The organism is Flavobacterium cucumis (assembly GCF_900148835.1).
Lineage (GTDB): Bacteria > Bacteroidota > Bacteroidia > Flavobacteriales > Flavobacteriaceae > Flavobacterium > Flavobacterium cucumis.
Window position 1 is genome coordinate 553,920 of sequence record NZ_FRYK01000001.1, and the last position, 16,662, is coordinate 570,581.

General features: G+C 33.3%; 18 protein-coding genes. 14 read left to right on the plus strand and 4 right to left on the minus strand.

All coding sequences use genetic code 11. The features are described from left to right. Positions 1–296 precede the first annotated feature (296 nt). The 6 genes from BUE95_RS02630 (at position 297) to BUE95_RS02655 (ending at position 6,770) form a co-directional block, all read left to right on the plus strand. Positions 297–1,142 carry a caspase family protein gene (locus BUE95_RS02630; protein WP_073581129.1) on the plus strand — a complete coding sequence of 282 codons (846 nt, stop codon included), beginning with the start codon at positions 297–299 and terminating at the stop codon, positions 1,140–1,142. Between the two features lie 17 nt (positions 1,143–1,159). Then, positions 1,160–2,086 (plus strand): trypsin-like serine peptidase, encoded by a 927-nt coding sequence (locus BUE95_RS02635; protein WP_073581131.1) that lies wholly within the window; start codon positions 1,160–1,162, stop codon positions 2,084–2,086. 78 nt (positions 2,087–2,164) lie between these two features. Then, a complete protein-coding gene (locus BUE95_RS02640) occupies positions 2,165–3,712 on the plus strand; it encodes a hypothetical protein (RefSeq protein ID WP_073581133.1) in 1,548 nt (515 codons plus the stop codon). 66 nt (positions 3,713–3,778) lie between these two features. Continuing rightward, on the plus strand, positions 3,779–5,527 hold the full coding sequence (locus tag BUE95_RS02645; RefSeq protein WP_073581135.1) for a hypothetical protein: 1,749 nt from the start codon (positions 3,779–3,781) through the stop codon (positions 5,525–5,527). 22 nt (positions 5,528–5,549) lie between these two features. After that, a complete protein-coding gene (locus tag BUE95_RS02650) occupies positions 5,550–6,377 on the plus strand; it encodes an N-acetylmuramidase domain-containing protein (protein ID WP_073581137.1) in 828 nt (275 codons plus the stop codon). Between the two features lie 18 nt (positions 6,378–6,395). Beyond that, positions 6,396–6,770: a hypothetical protein gene (locus tag BUE95_RS02655; protein ID WP_073581139.1), complete on the plus strand. Its 375-nt coding sequence runs from the start codon at positions 6,396–6,398 to the stop codon at positions 6,768–6,770. 55 nt (positions 6,771–6,825) lie between these two features. Here BUE95_RS02655 and BUE95_RS02660 read toward each other — a convergent pair whose 3' ends face one another. The 3 genes from BUE95_RS02660 to BUE95_RS02670 form a co-directional block, all read right to left on the minus strand. Then, a complete protein-coding gene (locus BUE95_RS02660; RefSeq protein ID WP_073581141.1) occupies positions 6,826–7,521 on the minus strand; it encodes a zinc metallopeptidase in 696 nt (231 codons plus the stop codon). A gap of 102 nt (positions 7,522–7,623) precedes the next feature. Beyond that, positions 7,624–8,046: a hypothetical protein gene (locus BUE95_RS02665; RefSeq protein ID WP_073581143.1), complete on the minus strand. Its 423-nt coding sequence runs from the start codon at positions 8,044–8,046 to the stop codon at positions 7,624–7,626. 221 nt (positions 8,047–8,267) lie between these two features. Further along, positions 8,268–11,276, minus strand: coding sequence for a leucine--tRNA ligase (locus BUE95_RS02670; RefSeq protein ID WP_073581145.1), 3,009 nt, complete (start codon positions 11,274–11,276; stop codon positions 8,268–8,270). A gap of 180 nt (positions 11,277–11,456) precedes the next feature. On the opposite strand from BUE95_RS02670, the gene BUE95_RS02675 reads away from it, so the two are divergent. From BUE95_RS02675 to BUE95_RS02705, 8 genes are all read left to right on the plus strand, one after another. After that, positions 11,457–12,332 (plus strand): cell division protein FtsX, encoded by an 876-nt coding sequence (locus tag BUE95_RS02675; protein ID WP_073581147.1) that lies wholly within the window; start codon positions 11,457–11,459, stop codon positions 12,330–12,332. Positions 12,333–12,373: 41 nt separating this feature from the next. Next, on the plus strand, positions 12,374–12,613 hold the full coding sequence (locus tag BUE95_RS02680; RefSeq protein WP_073581149.1) for a DUF3098 domain-containing protein: 240 nt from the start codon (positions 12,374–12,376) through the stop codon (positions 12,611–12,613). Between the two features lie 66 nt (positions 12,614–12,679). Further along, the gene (locus BUE95_RS02685) at positions 12,680–13,465 is read left to right on the plus strand and encodes an undecaprenyl-diphosphate phosphatase (protein ID WP_073581151.1); all 786 of its coding nucleotides are present in this window, start codon (positions 12,680–12,682) and stop codon (positions 13,463–13,465) included. Next, positions 13,465–14,154 carry a tRNA pseudouridine(55) synthase TruB gene (truB, locus tag BUE95_RS02690; RefSeq protein WP_073581153.1) on the plus strand — a complete coding sequence of 230 codons (690 nt, stop codon included), beginning with the start codon at positions 13,465–13,467 and terminating at the stop codon, positions 14,152–14,154. Before BUE95_RS02685 ends, truB begins: the two co-directional genes overlap by 1 nt. A 68-nt stretch (positions 14,155–14,222) precedes the next feature. Then, complete coding sequence (locus BUE95_RS13620) at positions 14,223–14,387, plus strand: hypothetical protein (protein WP_157958486.1); 165 nt, start codon at positions 14,223–14,225, stop codon at positions 14,385–14,387. After that, positions 14,363–14,698 carry a type II toxin-antitoxin system RelE/ParE family toxin gene (locus BUE95_RS02695; RefSeq protein WP_073581155.1) on the plus strand — a complete coding sequence of 112 codons (336 nt, stop codon included), beginning with the start codon at positions 14,363–14,365 and terminating at the stop codon, positions 14,696–14,698. Before BUE95_RS13620 ends, BUE95_RS02695 begins: the two co-directional genes overlap by 25 nt. A 5-nt stretch (positions 14,699–14,703) precedes the next feature. Next, the gene (locus BUE95_RS02700) at positions 14,704–15,264 is read left to right on the plus strand and encodes a hypothetical protein (RefSeq protein WP_084530215.1); all 561 of its coding nucleotides are present in this window, start codon (positions 14,704–14,706) and stop codon (positions 15,262–15,264) included. A 1-nt stretch (position 15,265) separates the two neighbouring features. Continuing rightward, positions 15,266–15,883: a YiiX/YebB-like N1pC/P60 family cysteine hydrolase gene (locus BUE95_RS02705; RefSeq protein ID WP_073581157.1), complete on the plus strand. Its 618-nt coding sequence runs from the start codon at positions 15,266–15,268 to the stop codon at positions 15,881–15,883. A 152-nt stretch (positions 15,884–16,035) separates the two neighbouring features. Here the strand turns inward: BUE95_RS02705 and BUE95_RS02710 are convergent, their stop codons facing one another. Next, a complete protein-coding gene (locus BUE95_RS02710) occupies positions 16,036–16,641 on the minus strand; it encodes a thioredoxin family protein (RefSeq protein ID WP_073581159.1) in 606 nt (201 codons plus the stop codon). Between the last annotated feature and the right edge of the window lie 21 nt (positions 16,642–16,662).

Below are 16,662 nucleotides of genomic sequence, written 5' to 3' on the forward strand. Positions count from 1 at the left end.
AGTCTTTGTCTGAACAAGGGGAAAAAACCCCTTTTTTATTTAGTTATAATCTATAATTAACGACAATCAATTTCCTTAAAAAGAATCCTGTAAACCACCTTGAAAAATGAGGAAATCAACTCTACCATAAAAAATCAAATAGTTTCAATTTTACAAAATCAAAAACGACATTAATTGTTTGACATTTAATCACATACAATTAGATTAAAGTAATGTTTTTAAATACGCGGAATAGCAAATCAAATATAGCGAGTGTTTTTTGATTAATAATTAGTAACAACTTAAATTTTATAAATATGGCTAAAAGAGCTTTAGTAGTGGGCATAAATGATTATGCTCCTATTGGAATTGGTGGTCCCGATTTAAACGGATGTGTAAATGATGCAAGAGACATGGCTAATACTCTGGTAATTTGTGGTTTTCCTGCATTAAGTATAAGAATTTTAACCAATCAGAACGCAACAAAAACAAACATTATTTCCAATTTAACCAACTTAGTAAAAACTAGTAAAAAAGGAGATTCTATTGTTTTTTATTATTCCGGACATGGAACAAGGGTGACCAACATAGGTGTTGACTTTGAAGTAGATGGCCTTGACGATGCTATTTGTCCACATGATTATGCTTCAGCTGGTGTAATTCGTGATGATGAATTTGCCGCTATAATAAATAAACTCCCAGCAGGAGTAAATTTAGACGTCATTTTTGATTGTTGCCATTCAGGAACCGGAACGAGAAGAATGAACTTGGTTGATCTTGATGGTAATCCAACAAATGAAGCTGCACGATTTATAGAGCCTAATCTAGAAGACGAATTTTATTTCAATCATTCTAAAGAATTAATTGAAGTAAAAAAGGAAAGTAAAAAAGGAACAAAACAAGTCGTAACCAAATCCACAATGAATCATGCTCTTTTTGCTGCTTGCAAGGAAAGTCAAGTAGCAATGGAAGGAAATATGGGAGGTGTAACTCGAGGATATTTCACCTATAATCTATGTAAAGTTTTAAGGGCAACAAACGGAAACATTAAACGAAGTGCGTTAGATGCACAAATCTCAAATGCATTAGCAGCAATGGGGGCAGCACAAACAAATCAAACCGAAGGTAAAACTCGGGAATTAAATCAAATCATATTTAAATAAACATTAAAAATTAAATTATGGAAACTACAAAACCAATTCTTTGTGAAGAATTAAAAAAACTAAAGAATGTAAAGGCAAAAAAATCGGTTTCAAATTTAGACGAAATTGATGCAATTGCAATTAAAAGTCTGGAAGGAACAAAAAAAACTATTGAAAAAACAGAAGGATTTTTACCTGAATTTTTAGGTGTAGAATTTATACCTAAAAAAGTAAAGAATACCAAGTTTTTTGATAGAGAAACTTTTATGCAAGATAAAAAAAGTAGAACAATTTTTGGTCCAGATCAAAGAGTAGTATATCATTCACTTGAATACCCTTGGAACTGTATAGGTAAAATTCAAACAGAACTGGGCGTTGCTAGTGGCGTAATGATAGGCCCTCGACATGTCCTTACTTGCGCTCATGTCATCAAGTTTCTATCAAACGGGAAAACAGGTTGGGTAAAGTTTTCACCAATGTATTACAACGGAGCAAATACAACTTATGGAACAGCAAATAGTATTAAAACTTTTTATAAATATAAAGTCAGCGGACCTACTATTGATACCACAGAATCAAAATTTGATTACGCAGTAATAGTATTAGACAGAAATCTAGGCAATACTACAGGGTGGATGGGTGCAACATCTTATACCGATTCTTGGGATAATGGTGCATACTGGACACATGCTGGTTATCCTGTTGACTTAACAGCTTCAGAAAGACCAATTTATCAAACAAATATTGCTTTAAATGGAGACGATTCTACATCAGATAGAGCACAAGCATTATACCATCAAGGTGATGTTTGGCCAGGTCAAAGTGGAGGTCCCTTTTGGGGATATTGGGGAACAACTCCTAAAGTTGTAGCTGTACAAAGCTGGCAAAATAATACCACCAATGCGGCAAGCGGAGGTTCTGACATGGTTGATTTAATTAATCAAGCAAGAACACAATTCCCTTAAAAAGCAAGCATAAAATATTAACTAACGGGGGAAGCTGAAAACCCATTATAGAGTAAGCTTTAAATAAAAAACAAAATTATGGCAACTTTCAAACCAATGCCAAACGAAAGTGACTTTATGAGTTATCTTCTAGGCGACGTATTTAAAAAACTAACGAACGGAGGAGATCCTAAAATGTTAGGACCAAACAATTTTATTGCATGGGAACCTGTTCCTGTAGTGATTGACCCTGAAGCATTTGATTATGCATTAAAAGGTTTTTTTGGAGCTACTCCAAAAATCGAGGGAATGACTGATGAAGAATATACTGAAGCTCGTGCTTCAAAGAAGTATAGTAAATATGCTCATGCGGAAGAATTTTCTCGTTTAGCAGATCAAATTCCGAGTATGATTCCTGAATTAGATAAAGATGGATCTAGAAAATTCACCATTTTTAGTCCACATCCAGATCACACAAAATCTAATGTTTACCAAGACGTAATGGAATATTGTGTGGTTAAAAACACTAAAATTGATCCTAAAGTTGAAAAGAAATTAGAAACCTTAAGAAAAGACATCGTAACTATTAAAAAATTGAAAAATCCAGATTACGATGACACACTTATTGAGCATCCAGAAGACAATCCAAAATTCATTTATCAATCGTTTCCATCTCCTAAATATGTAAAATATTTAGAGTATGAAGCGCTTTACTATGAAGCTGAAGAAAAACTTACGGATTTACAAAAGAGAGTTGCAGACGGAGAGGGTGATGCTATGTCGGAAATGGCCATTAATGGTAGAAACTACATTAAAAAAAGAGATGATGCCTTAAAACGTTGGGAAGGTATTGGTTATAAAGGTAAAATTGAAAAATCCTTAAACTACATCGATGAAATTGAAAGTAGTAATTTCATTACCATCAAAAAAAGATACGAATCGGAACTTTTAGCAGCTAAAAGAACAGGACTTGGAGGAATGAATACTTATTTCTACTCTGCCCCAATTCCAGCAAGTACTTTAGCCAACTCGAGTAAATGGTTGGAATACAAATTTAGTAAAAGTGATTACGAATCTAACTATAAAAGTACGGCCCATAGTTGGAGTGCCGCTGCAAGTTTTGCAGGATTGTTTAATGTAGGAGGTGCGGGTAAACACAAAAGAATAAATTCCAATTTTAATTTTAATGATTTTGAAATGTCTTTTAAAATTGGAAAATGCTATGTGTCAAGTACTTGGTTAGGAACTACCTTTCTAAAATCACGTTATTGGAAATATTCTAAAAATGGTGCAGAAATTTTAAACAATCAAATGATTAGTGATGGAAATGGGAAAGGTTTAATGCCAGCTGTTGCAACAGAATTTTATTTTATTACAGATTTAAAAATTGGTTTTAAAAAAGGTTCTGATTCTTACAAAAGAACTGAAGATGAAGTAAAAGCTGGTGGTGGTTTAGCTATTGGACCTTTTGTAATTGGAGGTAGTTATGGGTATGAAGATGTTAGGGTAAATAAAACAGGATCTAGAGAAAGTCAAGGTATGTCCTCTGGAGGGATTTTACTTCTTGGAAGAAAATGCAATATCATTGACTTATCACCAAACCCACTTCCTTCGATTAAAGAAGATGAATGGGTAGAGGTGAATTAATTCTAACAATAAAAATCCAAACCCCAGCTTATTGGAGTTTGGATTTTTTTTAAACATAATATAATCATGAAATACTACATATCATTATTCCAAAAAATAAAAGAGTATTATAAAACTCAGAGTACTAATGAATCTGAAGTACCATTAATTTGTCCTTCATTGCGTGTTTATGATAATGAGGAAATGAATCTACTTTTACCTCAATTGCTCATTAATGAAAATCTAAAAGGTGAGGCATATCTTAAAAAACAAGACATGTCGTTTCAATTAAACTCTATCCCTTCATCTGATAAATTTTGGGATATAAACCCAAGTAATACGCTGTTTAATGCTTATAGCAAAATTATAAATACAGCACAAATAGAAGCAGAACAAATAGAAGAAATTGAAAATTTTGAAGCCAATAAAATATTATATGACGATAAAGGGAAAGCTACTAAAGAGAAGAAAGCCTATGATAAGTATTTGCTCTTGTTTGATAAGTTAATTACAGAATGGGAAGAACATGTTGCGAAATATAGTGGTTTAACTACCGAAGATGAAAAACAAGTTTGGCTAGCCAAATTGAATACTATTTTGTTAAGAAAAGAAAAAGCAATTGTAGATCATAAGTTATTAGGACATAAAGAACTTATAGAAAATGCAATGCGCACAATAAATAAGTTAGATGGTCTCGACCTATTTTTAGCAAATCTTATGAATTCAAGAAATGTTATGGAAAACACTGCAAAAACCGGCATACAGTCATTAGAGACTTTTCACGACATCAATTTTATTCCTTATGATTTTATGTCGAATAAAAATGGCTGGACAAAATTATCAATTGAAAAAAAAGAACTGGATGAGTTATATGAAATTGCTAAAATCCACAAAGATAATTTTCCTGAGGAGATTATTTCAATAGACTATGATGAGAAAAACATTATCGGGATCGAATTAGAATTCTCAATTGTTACCTTACAAAGAAGTTGGTTCTCTTTATCTTCATTGGTGTCTAATTTTTTTAAATGGACAGAAGCCAAATCTATTTCGGATGGAGAAACAATCCATAACGATTTTCTACTTCCTGCTTATCCAAAAAAAATGATTCTTATTAAAAATCTTAAGATCAATATCGACCCTACTCTATCAGCAGAACTGGTGAGTAATATAAATCAGTTAATTTCTTTCGGACCTATAATAATGAAAAGTCAACTTTTTGTAAACTCTAATAACAATGTTAGTTTTATAAAAGCTGTAAGAAATAAAGAAACTTTACGATCAAGTAATGTAAAATACTACAATGAAAAAGTAAAAATCAATAAAGTTGAGAAACTTAATACCGCAGTAAAACCTTCAGTTAGTACTCCTAATATTGCTATCTCAGCGACAAGAACTACAATGCGAACTAAACCCGTCTTTCCTGAAAAGAAGGTGCTCGCCTCTAAACCAATTTTGGTAAACCCCGTTTTGTTTCAGCCCGCTACTATAGCACCTATCAATACTGGAAATTTAACGTCGATTATTGTCAATATCAAAGACGCAATAACAAAACAAGCCATTTATAAGTCCGAAATATCAATAATTGGAAATAATAATGCTTTTTTTAAAGAAATTGAATCCGATAAAGAAGGTGCTACGGAATTAAAACTTCCAATTGGAAATTATAAAATTATAATTATTAAAGATGGATATGCTGCATTTGAAGAAGAATTGAAAATTGAAAATCAAAATACGATATCAAAAGCGTATTTTTTAAAACCTCAATCGGTTAACTACGATAGTTTTTTCCTAATTGGTATGATTTGCGAAAAACTACCTAAAATTCCTAGATAATTTTTAATTAAAATTATTCCTTATGAGAACCATAAAATACAATATTAAAGCTCCCGAAGTAATACTACTTTGTGAAATGCTTAATAATTTAGGCTACAACTTAATAGTTTCCAACTCATTCACTGTAGAGGTCGATAATGCCGTTAAAGATTTTCAAACCAAAAACAATCTAATAGTTGATGGAATTGTAGGCACAAAAAGTTGGTCGAAATTATATGAATTGAATTTCCAATTTACAAATCACAATAGTAAATTTTTATCGGAAAACGATTTAATTCATTTTGCCGATGTTTTTGAACTAGAACTAGCAACTGTAAAAGCAGTCAACGAAATTGAAAGTAGTGGAAAAGGCTTTTTGTTGAGTGGAAAACCTAAAATTTTGTTTGAAGGTCATGTTTTTTGGAGAGAATTAGAAAAAAGAGGGATTGATCCGAATACATACTACACGAATACTACTGCTAACATACTATATAAAAATTGGACCAAAAAAAATTATCTTGGAGGAGAAGCAGAGCATTTGAGACTACAAAAAGCGAAACAATTAGGTTCTGATCAAAGGTTTATTGATGCGGCAAATGCATCAGCTTCTTGGGGGTGTTTTCAAATTATGGGGTTTCACGCTTTGTCATTGAACTATTCAAGCATCGATAATTTTATTGAAAAAATGTATGCAAACGAAGGTGAGCATCTTCATGCTTTCGGTCAGTTTTTAAAAACAAATCACTTGATCTCATATTTACAAAATAAAAATTGGTCCGAGTTTGCAAAACGTTACAACGGAGCATCATACAAAGTCAATAAATATGATACAAAATTGGCAATGGCCTATGCAAAATATTCAAAACAATAGCACAATACATTTAAAGTTATGAGTTATCACGTTCAACAAATGTTTGAGGTGTTGTCTGACAGAAAACTAAAAAAACAAGAGGTCCATAGTGATCGGGATTATGATGGCGGAGGGTGGTTTGATGAAAAAACAACCTCTCTTTATCTTTATTCAGACAAAAGCTTTGCTCTCATAATAGAATCATTTACAAGTGTTTCTTCGGGCGGATTTTCTATACCTTCTCAAAGTAAAAATGAGCATTATGGTAGTTGGGATATCATTGAAGAATATAATTTGCTATATCTAATCCTTTTTTATCAGGATGGTTCTCAAGAAAAATTGCAAACAAAAAATTTAGGCACGGGTTTACATGAACTAAATTATCAAATTTGGCATAGGTATTTAATAGAATGAAAAATCCCAGATTCCAATTAAAAATCTGGGATTTAAATCTTGCGATATTATTAAATTACTCTCTCGATCCTAAAATTTGGAAAGCCCAATACAATAAAGACGCTAAAGCACCTAAAGCTGCCACCACATAAGTTCTTGCTGCCCATTTTAATGAATCTTCTGCACCTGCATATTCTTGTTGGCTCACCATGTTTTTATTTTTCAACCATGCTAATGCTCTGTTACTTGCATCGTATTCCACCGGAAGCGTAACGAAACTGAAGGTAGTTGCAATAGCCATTAAAATTAAACCTGCAACCGCAACGTAAAAACCAATACTAGATTTTGATGCAAAGCCTAAAATCAAACCACCCATAATTAACCATTGCGACATACTTGACGAAATGTTTACCACAGGCACCATTTTAGAACGCATCGTTAACCAACTGTAAGCATGCGCATGTTGCACAGCATGCCCAACTTCGTGAGCCGCTACCGCAGCCGCAGCCGCATTTCTTTGATTGTAAACTGCTTCTGATAAGTTTACCGTTTTATCCATCGGATTGTAATGATCCGTTAATCTTCCTGGTGTTGAAATGACTTTTACGTCAAAAATTCCGTGATCGTGAAGCATTTTCTCTGCGATTTCAGCACCACTCATTCCATTGCGTAACGAAACTTTTGAATAGTGTTCAAACTTACTCTTCAAACGCGAGCTTACTAACCAACTTACTAGAGCAATCGCTCCAATCATGATATAATATCCTAACATATCTATTTTTTTTATTTCTAAATTTACTAAACTTATACAAATTACAAGCCAAAGTTACAAAATGCCAATTTGGCATTCGTTAAATATTTCTAAAAACAATTATTACTCTTGCATCTGTTTTACTGGGGATTTCTTTGAAACATCCATCACGGGAACCATTCCGTTTGTTGGCACATAGATAATTTGTGGCAAATCGCCTTTATCTGCTAACTTTTCCAAGGTTCTGATGAATAAATATTGGTTATAGGTTTCACTCAAAGTTCCGTTTTCAACTCGCATCGCTTCTGCCATTCCTCTTGCTCGTTCGATTTCGGCTTGTGCGTTTAATTTTTCGGCTTCTAATTTGGCCTTAGCTTCTTCAACTAAAATTCTACGGTTTTGTTCGGCTTTAGCCATTTCCGCTTTTCCTGCCATTTCTTGTTGCCATACGTTATATCTTGGCAAACCAAACATTAAAGCAGCAATAAAAACAAATACCATTACAATAATACCTGTGACTAATTTACCTAAATTTCTCTTTTCCATTTTTTATAGTTTTAATTTATCTATTATACGTAAAAAACGAAAAATGTTACAAAAACGAGAAGAAAAAACCGCTGATTCGCTGATTTTAAATCAATCTACGAATCTGCGGTTTAAAATTTCTCACATCGTTTGTCACTCTGAAATCGAAGATTCAACAAAGTTAAAGAGTCTCCATAAAGTTTGTGTGAGATGCTTTCAGCATGACAAAATTGTGGGTGAGTTTATCCCACCAAATTAATAATCTTACCAGGAACGATAATCACTTTGTTTGGTGTTCTTCCTTGTAATTGGTTTTGTGTTCTTTCATCCGCCATTACGATTTCTTCGATTTGAGCTGCTGTTAAATCTAAAGGCAACTTAATCGTGAAACGCATTTTTCCATTAAATGAAACTGGATATTCTTTCTCAGATTCTACTAAATATTTTTCTTCAAATTTAGGAAATGCGACCGTTGCGACAGAACCTTCATGACCTAAAGCATTCCATAATTCCTCCGCAATATGAGGTGCATAAGGCGAAACTAAAACTGCTAATGGTTCTAAAATCGCTCGGTGATGACATTTTTGTTGGGCCAACTCATTCACACAAATCATAAACTGTGAAACCGAAGTATTGAACGAGAAATTCTCGATATCTTCCGTAACCTTTTTGATGGTTTTGTGTAACGATTTGTACATATCGGCTGTTGGTTCGTCATTGGTGATGTTCAAACCGTTGTCATCAAAATACAAACGCCATAATTTTTTCAAGAAACCATAAACTCCAGTAATTCCAGCAGTATTCCAAGGTTTTGCTTGCTCTAATGGCCCTAAGAACATTTCATACAAACGCAAGGTATCCGCACCGTATTCATTACAAATATCATCTGGATTGACTACGTTGTATTTCGATTTCGACATTTTTTCTACTTCACGACCTACAATGTATTTACCATCTTCTAAAATGAATTCCGCATCTTTATAATCTGAATATAATGGATGCGCTTTGAATTTTTCAATGTTTAATTCGTTTGTGATGTCGTTTATGCAAGATAAATCAACATGTATAGGCAAGGCCAATGGTTCTGCATCAAACCAAACAGCACTTTTAACCCCAATTTTTATATACTCATTTAAAATTTCCTCTTTAATTCTCTCAATTTCTGAGTTGTTAATTTTATTAATTAAATCACCGTATATATTTTTTGATAATAAATAAGTTTTCTTATTAACTTTTAATGATTTAACTAATTCACTTGTGTCAACAATTTGAACATGTTGATACATAATGTATACAAAAGCACTCATTCCCAAAATCATTCCTTGATTGATTAATTTTTTGAATGGTTCTTCTGTTGGAGCGAAACCTCTGTCTTTTAAGAATTTGTTCCAAAAACGAGAGTATAATAAATGTCCGGTTGCGTGCTCGCTTCCTCCAATGTATAAATCTACATTTTCCCAATATTTTAGTGCATCTTCGCTAGCAAAATCATTTTCATTTTGAGCATCCATATAACGCATCCAATACCAAGAAGAACCTGCCCAACCCGGCATGGTGTTTAATTCCAAAGGAAAAACATTCACGTTATCTATTAACTGATTACTAACCACTGAACACTGAACACTATCCCAAGCCCAATGCGTAGCGTTTCCTAATGGTGGTTGGCCATCTTCGGTTGGTAAGTATTTTTCAACTTCTGGTAGCACGATTGGTAAATGTTTTTTATCAATCATTTGTGGTAAACCATTCACGTAATATACTGGAAATGGTTCGCCCCAATAGCGTTGGCGAGAGAAAACGGCATCGCGTAAACGGTAATTTACTTTTGCTTTTCCTGCTCCTATTTTTTCTAATGCTTCAATTGCTTTTTTCGTTCCCGATTTATAATCTAAACCATTTAAGAAATCCGAATCTACTAATTCGAAACCGCCTTTTTCACCGTAAGCGGCTTCTGAAATATCTTGGTTGAAAATATTTTTAATGGCTGGCATTCCGTGAGTTCCTTTGAAGAAATTCGCGAACGCATAATCACGTTCATCGCCACAGGGAACCGCCATAACTGCTCCAGTTCCATAACCCGCTAAAACGTAATCGCCAATCCAAACTGGAATGGGTTCTTTTGTGAAAGGATGTTCGGCATACGCTCCAGTGAAAACACCTGAAATCGTTTTCACATCTGCCATTCTTTCTCTTTCCGAACGTTTTGCTGTAGCTTCAACATAAGCATCAACCGCTGCTTTTTGTTCTGGAGTGGTAATTTGTGCAACCAAATCGTGCTCTGGCGCTAATGTCATAAACGTCACTCCGAAAATCGTATCAGGACGAGTAGTGAAAACTTCAATTGTTGCTGGAAGTTGGAAGTTGGAAGTTGGAAGAACGTTAAAAGTCACACTTGCTCCGACAGATTTACCAATCCAATTTCTTTGTGATTCTTTAATGGATTCACTCCAATCGATGGTTTCTAAACCTTGTAACAAACGTTCCGCGTAAGCAGAAATTCGCATTGACCATTGTGTCATTTTTTTACGAATAACAGGATGTCCACCACGTTCTGAAACACCGTTTACGATTTCGTCATTCGCCAAAACCGTTCCTAATGCCGGGCACCAGTTAACTTCGGTTTCGGCTAAATAGGTTAATCTATATTGTAATAAGATTTTTTGTTGTTCTTCAGAAGAAAACGATTTCCAATCTTCAGCAGAAAAAGGTACAATATTATCATCACAAACCGCATTTACATTCGCATTTCCGTTTTTTTCAAATTCTTGAATTAACGTACAAATGCTTTCTGCTTTATCCGAATTATTATTGTACCAAGATTCGAATAATTGAATGAAAATCCACTGTGTATGTTTGTAATAATCCGGATTTGAAGTACGTACTTCTCTACTCCAATCAAACGAAAAACCAATTTTATCTAATTGCTCACGGTAGCGTGCAATATTCTCACGAGTTGTTTTCTCTGGATGTTGCCCCGTTTGAATTGCATATTGTTCGGCTGGCAAACCAAACGAATCATATCCTTGCGGATGCAACACATTAAACCCTTGATGTCTTTTATATCTTGCGACAATATCAGAAGCAATGTAACCCAGCGGATGCCCCACGTGTAAACCCGCTCCAGAAGGATAAGGAAACATGTCTAATACATAGTATTTAGGCTTTTCTGAATTATTTGATGCAGCAAAAGTTTGGTTTTTTGCCCAATATTGTTGCCATTTGGCTTCGATGTCGTTATGGAAGTACTTCATTTGTTTTGGTTTCAGGTTTCAGGTTTCAGGTTAAAAAAGTTTTATCAAACTTGAAACTTGAAACCTGAAACTAAAATTTCGGTGCAAAAATACATTTTATAATACTAAAGTTAAAACTTTGTTGTTATATTCTATGTAAACAAAATATCTTTACTATTTTTACGCCTTAAATAGAATTATATGGCATCATCTTTTGAAAATTACAACAAACGACGTTTGATTTCATCCTACTTTTCGGTAGTATTGAGTATCTTTTTAGTATTGTTCCTTTTGGGAGCTTTGGGGCTTTTTGTAATTAATTCAAAGAAGATAACGAATGATTTTAAAGAAAACATTCCCATGACGGTTTTCTTTAATAACGATGCTAATGATTCGATTATCAATGCATTTGATACCGAAATGAAAAATGCAAAATTCATCAAAGAATATGCTTTTGTTCATAAGGATAGTGCCGCTAAAAACAATGTAGATATCGTAGGAAAAGATTTTATGGAATTTTTAGGGTTCAATCCGCTTCAAAACTCTTTTGACATTCATTTAAAAGGAGATTATGTTAATGCCGACAGTATTAAAATAATTGAGCGTAACATTCGTAAAAACGAAATGATTTCAGAAATTATCTACGATAAAGAATTGGTAGACATGGTCAACGAAAACGTCACAAAAATTACGTTTTGGATTTTAATCATCAGTGGAATTTTAACGGTTGTAGCCATGTTATTAATCAACAGTTCGATGCGATTATCGATTTACTCGCACCGATTTACGATCAAAACCATGCAAATGGTAGGCGCTACAAAATCGTTCATTAGAAAACCCTTTATTTGGAGAAGTATTAAATTAGGATTAATTGGTTCTGGATTAGCTATTATCGGAATTATTGCTTTAGCTATTTATGTAGATGGTATATTCCCAAGTTTAGGCATTGCAAAAGATTACGTTTCTCTCGGAATAGTAATTGCTGGTGTTTTAGGAGTTGGTATTCTAATTACTTGGATTAGTACGTTCTTTGCAACACAACGTTTCTTGAATTTAAAAACAGACGATCTTTATTAGTATTCAGTAAACAGTGTTCAGTGAATTTAAAAAATATAAAAATGGAAAACAACAACAAACCTGAATTTCTTTTTGATAAGGTAAACTATAAAATTCTTTTAGTTGGATTAGCAGTAATTGCGCTTGGATTTATTTTAATGAGCGGTGGTGGAAGCGACGATCCAAATGTTTTCAAAGGAGAAGAATTATTTAGTTTTAGAAGAATTCGATTAGCTCCAACGGTAGTTTTAATTGGATTTGGAATTACGATTTATTCGATTTTAAAAAATCCTAAAAAATAGTTTTCAGTTTTTAGTCACCGTTTCTAGATGAACTGCGACTGAAAACTGCAACTGAAAACTAAAAAAATGAATACACTACAAGCTATTATTCTTGCCATTATTGAAGGAATAACCGAATTTTTACCTGTTTCTTCAACAGGTCATATGATTATTGCTTCTTCCTTTTTCGGCATTGCACAAGACGATTTTACGAAACTTTTTACGATTGTAATTCAATTGGGAACCATACTTTCTGTAGTGGTTTTATATTTTAAACGTTTCTTTCAATCACTTGATTTCTACTTCAAGTTATTTGTAGCTTTTGTTCCTGCTGTAATTTTCGGATTACTATTGAGTGATTTTATTGACGGATTATTAGAAAACCCAATTACCGTTGCGGTTTCGTTAATTGTTGGCGGATTTTTATTATTAAAAGTAGATGATTGGTTTGGCAATTCGGAAGGAACTGAAATATCCTATTTAACTGCTTTTAAGATTGGCTTGTTCCAATGTTTAGCAATGATTCCTGGAGTTTCTAGAAGTGGCGCGAGCATTGTAGGCGGAATGACACAAAAGCTATCCAGAACAACGGCTGCTGAGTTCTCGTTTTTCTTAGCAATTCCAACCATGTTAGGTGCTACAGTGAAAAAATCGTATGACTATTATAAAGCTGGTTTTGAATTATCTCAAGACCAAATTAACTTGCTAATCATTGGAAATGTGGTTGGATTTATTGTTGCTATGATTGCCATTAAATCGTTCATTGGATTTTTACAAAAACATGGATTTAAAATCTTTGGTTACTACCGAATTATGGCTGGAGTTGCAATTCTTTTGATTCATTTCTTCGTTCAAAAACTAACAATTATCTAATGAGTGCCGAAGAATTTTTAGCAGGGAAAGTACTTTTAATTGACAAACCCTTGACTTGGTCTTCTTTTCAAGCGGTGAATAAATTAAAATACATTTTAAAACGCAAATACGATTTACCCAAGAAATTTAAAATTGGGCACGCGGGTACATTAGATCCGTTAGCAACTGGTTTATTAATCATTTGTACCGGAAAATTCACCAAAAGCATTAACGAAATTCAGGCACAAGCCAAAGAATATACAGGCACGATTATGGTTGGGGCCACCACTCCATCCTACGATTTAGAAACGGAAATTGACGCTACTTTTCCAACTGCACATATTACCGATGAATTAATTTTAGAAACCACGAAACAGTTCATTGGTGAAATCGACCAAAAACCACCTGTTTTTTCTGCTATTAAAAAAGATGGAAAACGTTTGTACGAACACGCGCGTGCTGGTGAAGAAGTAGAAATTCAATCGAGAAAAACTACGATTTACGAATTTGAAATTACAAGAATTCAATTGCCAGAAATCGATTTTAGAGTAAAATGCAGTAAAGGAACTTATATTCGTTCGTTAGCCTATGACTTTGGTTTAGCCTTACAATCAGGAGGACATTTAACAGCGCTTCGTAGAACAAAAATTGGCGATTATGATGTTAAAAATGCTATTTCTCCTGATGATTTTGCACAATCTTTAGGTTAAATTATTCTGAATCTGAAGTTTAGAACCAAATTATTTCTTATTTTTACGTAGCATAAATTTCTTTTTCAATGAAAACTGCAGATAAAAAAAATAAAAACTTAGCCATTCCTGGCAAACCGATGTCTCAAAAAGCATTCGCTGACTTAATTAAAGAAGCGGAAAATGGTCCATTTTTAACTGTTGAAGAATCTAAAGAGAAATTTGAAAAATGGAAATCAGAAAGAAAGAAGTAGTTACTTCCTATCCGTTTGATAATTTTGATTTGATTGATATTTATGAATATGGTTTAGCTGAATTTGGTGAAAGGTTAGCCACTGAATTCATTTCTGAAATATATAAATACATCGAAAGACTCGAAACTGAATACCTACTTCATCCCGAATGTCGCCATTTGGAAACCAAGACTAAAATGTATCGCAATATAATTTTAGGTTCGTATTTGATTATCTACCGAATTCGTACCCATAGAGTTGAGGTTTTAAGAGCTTTTCATGGAAGTCATTCTCCAAAATACATTAAAACGGTCAAAAAAATCAAAACATAATCTCCTTGAAAAATTTATTCTTACTTTTCATTTTATTAGTTTTCAATCTAACATTCGCCCAAGTTGAAATTACGGTAAATGATTCTGACGATATTCCAACAAAGAAAAAAATAACTTTTACGCAATTTGAAATTTCAGTCCCTTTACAAGGAAATAAAAATCAAGGTGAAGTATTTCCAGATGGAAGTACTAATGATAGTTGGTTTGTACCCGATGGTATAAACAGTAATTTTGGATTTGGTATTCATTTCAACCAATGGTTAGGAATTAGTGCAAACTCAGGAATTGGAATGAAACTCTCCGAAAAATTAATTGTTACTCCTGTTTTTTCAAATTTAAGAATCATGCCAAAAGTGGGAGACGAAACTCGATTTGGAATTGATGTTGGACTTGGTCATACTTTCGCTATTGGTAGAGGTGACTTATCTGGAACTTTTAAAAGAGTTAAATTAAATTTAGAAGCCTCCGAATTTCAAATTTTTCTAGAAGTTGTTTCTTATGGTATTCGTTTAAACAACAATAGTCAAGGAAGTATTAGCCTTGGAATTGCTTTAGTATCTTTTTAAAATGAAAAAAACAATACTTTTATTCCTGCTAATTTCTTTATTTAGTTTCTCTCAAAACGTAAAACTAAAAATTGGCGATATTTTATTCCAATCTATGAATTGCGGACCGCTTTGCGAAGCCATTAACGAAGTTACCGAAGGTTATCAAGGAAAAGATTTTAGTCATTTGGGAATGGTATACATCAAAAACGATTCGATTTTCGTAATTGAAGCTGCTGGAGCTGCGGTGAAAATTACTCCTTATGAAACCTTCAAAACCTACACAAATGAAGAAATGTTTGTAGGAAGATTGAAGAGAAAATACCAAAAATATATTCCAGAAGCCATTACTTTTTCTTTACAACAAGTTGGCGTTCCCTATGATGACGAATATTTATACGATAACGGAAAATATTATTGTTCGGAACTAATTTATGATGCGTTTCTTCATGCGTACAAAAAACCTTTGTTTGATTTATTTCCGATGACATTCAAATCACCTGAATCAAATGATTTTTTTGAAGTTTGGGCGGACTATTATAAGAAACTAAAAATGGAAATCCCAGAAGGTCAACTCGGTTGTAACCCTGGCGGAATTTCCACTTCTAATAAGTTAAAGATTGTTGGAACAATTGAATAAGTTCAACAACAAATTCAAATTCAAGCCCAAAAATCAAAATTAAAGTCTGAATACAAATCGATTCTCTAATTGCTATCTTCTATTTTTTTTGGAACGCTAATTAAAGAAATTTTAAAAATTACCTAAATTTCCTCAATCTGTGTTCCTATAAATCAACTTAAAACTTGCTCATGTAATTCCACGATTTCGTTCTGAATCGAAACACCTTTATCGTGTAAATACCATTTTTGCAATTCAATTTTTGCTGTTTCGTCAACTACTCCATGAGCAGCTTTGTAATCTAAAATCAATTGTTTTGCTCCTGTCGGTCTTGGCCCCCAATCTGCAACAACTTCTAATGAATCAGCATCTAAAATAATTAATTTAGGAATTGCTTTTCCACCATTTGTTAAAAAATGTTGCATTAAAGCGTCATTATCATCTCTTAGAGCAATTTTTAAAATTACATTTTCTGCAACTTCTGCCATTTTGTGAATTACAGGAACAATTTGTGCTGCATCGCCACACCAACCTTCGCTTAATACCAACCAAATGAATTTTTTATCTAAGTTTTGCAATTTGGTTTTCACTTCGTCAGTAACCTCAATGGTTTTTTCCAAACGATTCATTCGGGTTTCGTTTAATTCTGAATAATGAAGCAAATCTTCAGATTGCTCGTGACCAGTAGATTTTCCTTCAGCAATTAATCCAGTTACTTTTTTTCGGTAATCTGCATAAGAAAAACTATTTTCTAATGCTTGTTTTATAATATTTATCATCTCATTAACTTTGATTAGCAA

What these genes read in the sequence shown, in the direction of transcription:
- BUE95_RS02630 (WP_073581129.1), top strand. Translation starts at nt 297, where the DNA reads ATGGCTAAAAGAGCTTTAGTAGTGGGCATAAATGATTATGCTCCTATT.
- BUE95_RS02635 (WP_073581131.1), top strand. Translation starts at nt 1,160, where the DNA reads ATGGAAACTACAAAACCAATTCTTTGTGAAGAATTAAAAAAACTAAAG.
- BUE95_RS02640 (WP_073581133.1), top strand. Translation starts at nt 2,165, where the DNA reads ATGGCAACTTTCAAACCAATGCCAAACGAAAGTGACTTTATGAGTTAT.
- BUE95_RS02645 (WP_073581135.1), top strand. Translation starts at nt 3,779, where the DNA reads ATGAAATACTACATATCATTATTCCAAAAAATAAAAGAGTATTATAAA.
- BUE95_RS02650 (WP_073581137.1), top strand. Translation starts at nt 5,550, where the DNA reads ATGAGAACCATAAAATACAATATTAAAGCTCCCGAAGTAATACTACTT.
- BUE95_RS02655 (WP_073581139.1), top strand. Translation starts at nt 6,396, where the DNA reads ATGAGTTATCACGTTCAACAAATGTTTGAGGTGTTGTCTGACAGAAAA.
- BUE95_RS02660 (WP_073581141.1), bottom strand. Translation starts at nt 7,521, where the DNA reads ATGTTAGGATATTATATCATGATTGGAGCGATTGCTCTAGTAAGTTGG.
- BUE95_RS02665 (WP_073581143.1), bottom strand. Translation starts at nt 8,046, where the DNA reads ATGGAAAAGAGAAATTTAGGTAAATTAGTCACAGGTATTATTGTAATG.
- BUE95_RS02670 (WP_073581145.1), bottom strand. Translation starts at nt 11,276, where the DNA reads ATGAAGTACTTCCATAACGACATCGAAGCCAAATGGCAACAATATTGG.
- BUE95_RS02675 (WP_073581147.1), top strand. Translation starts at nt 11,457, where the DNA reads ATGGCATCATCTTTTGAAAATTACAACAAACGACGTTTGATTTCATCC.
- BUE95_RS02680 (WP_073581149.1), top strand. Translation starts at nt 12,374, where the DNA reads ATGGAAAACAACAACAAACCTGAATTTCTTTTTGATAAGGTAAACTAT.
- BUE95_RS02685 (WP_073581151.1), top strand. Translation starts at nt 12,680, where the DNA reads ATGAATACACTACAAGCTATTATTCTTGCCATTATTGAAGGAATAACC.
- truB (WP_073581153.1), top strand. Translation starts at nt 13,465, where the DNA reads ATGAGTGCCGAAGAATTTTTAGCAGGGAAAGTACTTTTAATTGACAAA.
- BUE95_RS13620 (WP_157958486.1), top strand. Translation starts at nt 14,223, where the DNA reads ATGAAAACTGCAGATAAAAAAAATAAAAACTTAGCCATTCCTGGCAAA.
- BUE95_RS02695 (WP_073581155.1), top strand. Translation starts at nt 14,363, where the DNA reads ATGGAAATCAGAAAGAAAGAAGTAGTTACTTCCTATCCGTTTGATAAT.
- BUE95_RS02705 (WP_073581157.1), top strand. Translation starts at nt 15,266, where the DNA reads ATGAAAAAAACAATACTTTTATTCCTGCTAATTTCTTTATTTAGTTTC.
- BUE95_RS02710 (WP_073581159.1), bottom strand. Translation starts at nt 16,641, where the DNA reads ATGATAAATATTATAAAACAAGCATTAGAAAATAGTTTTTCTTATGCA.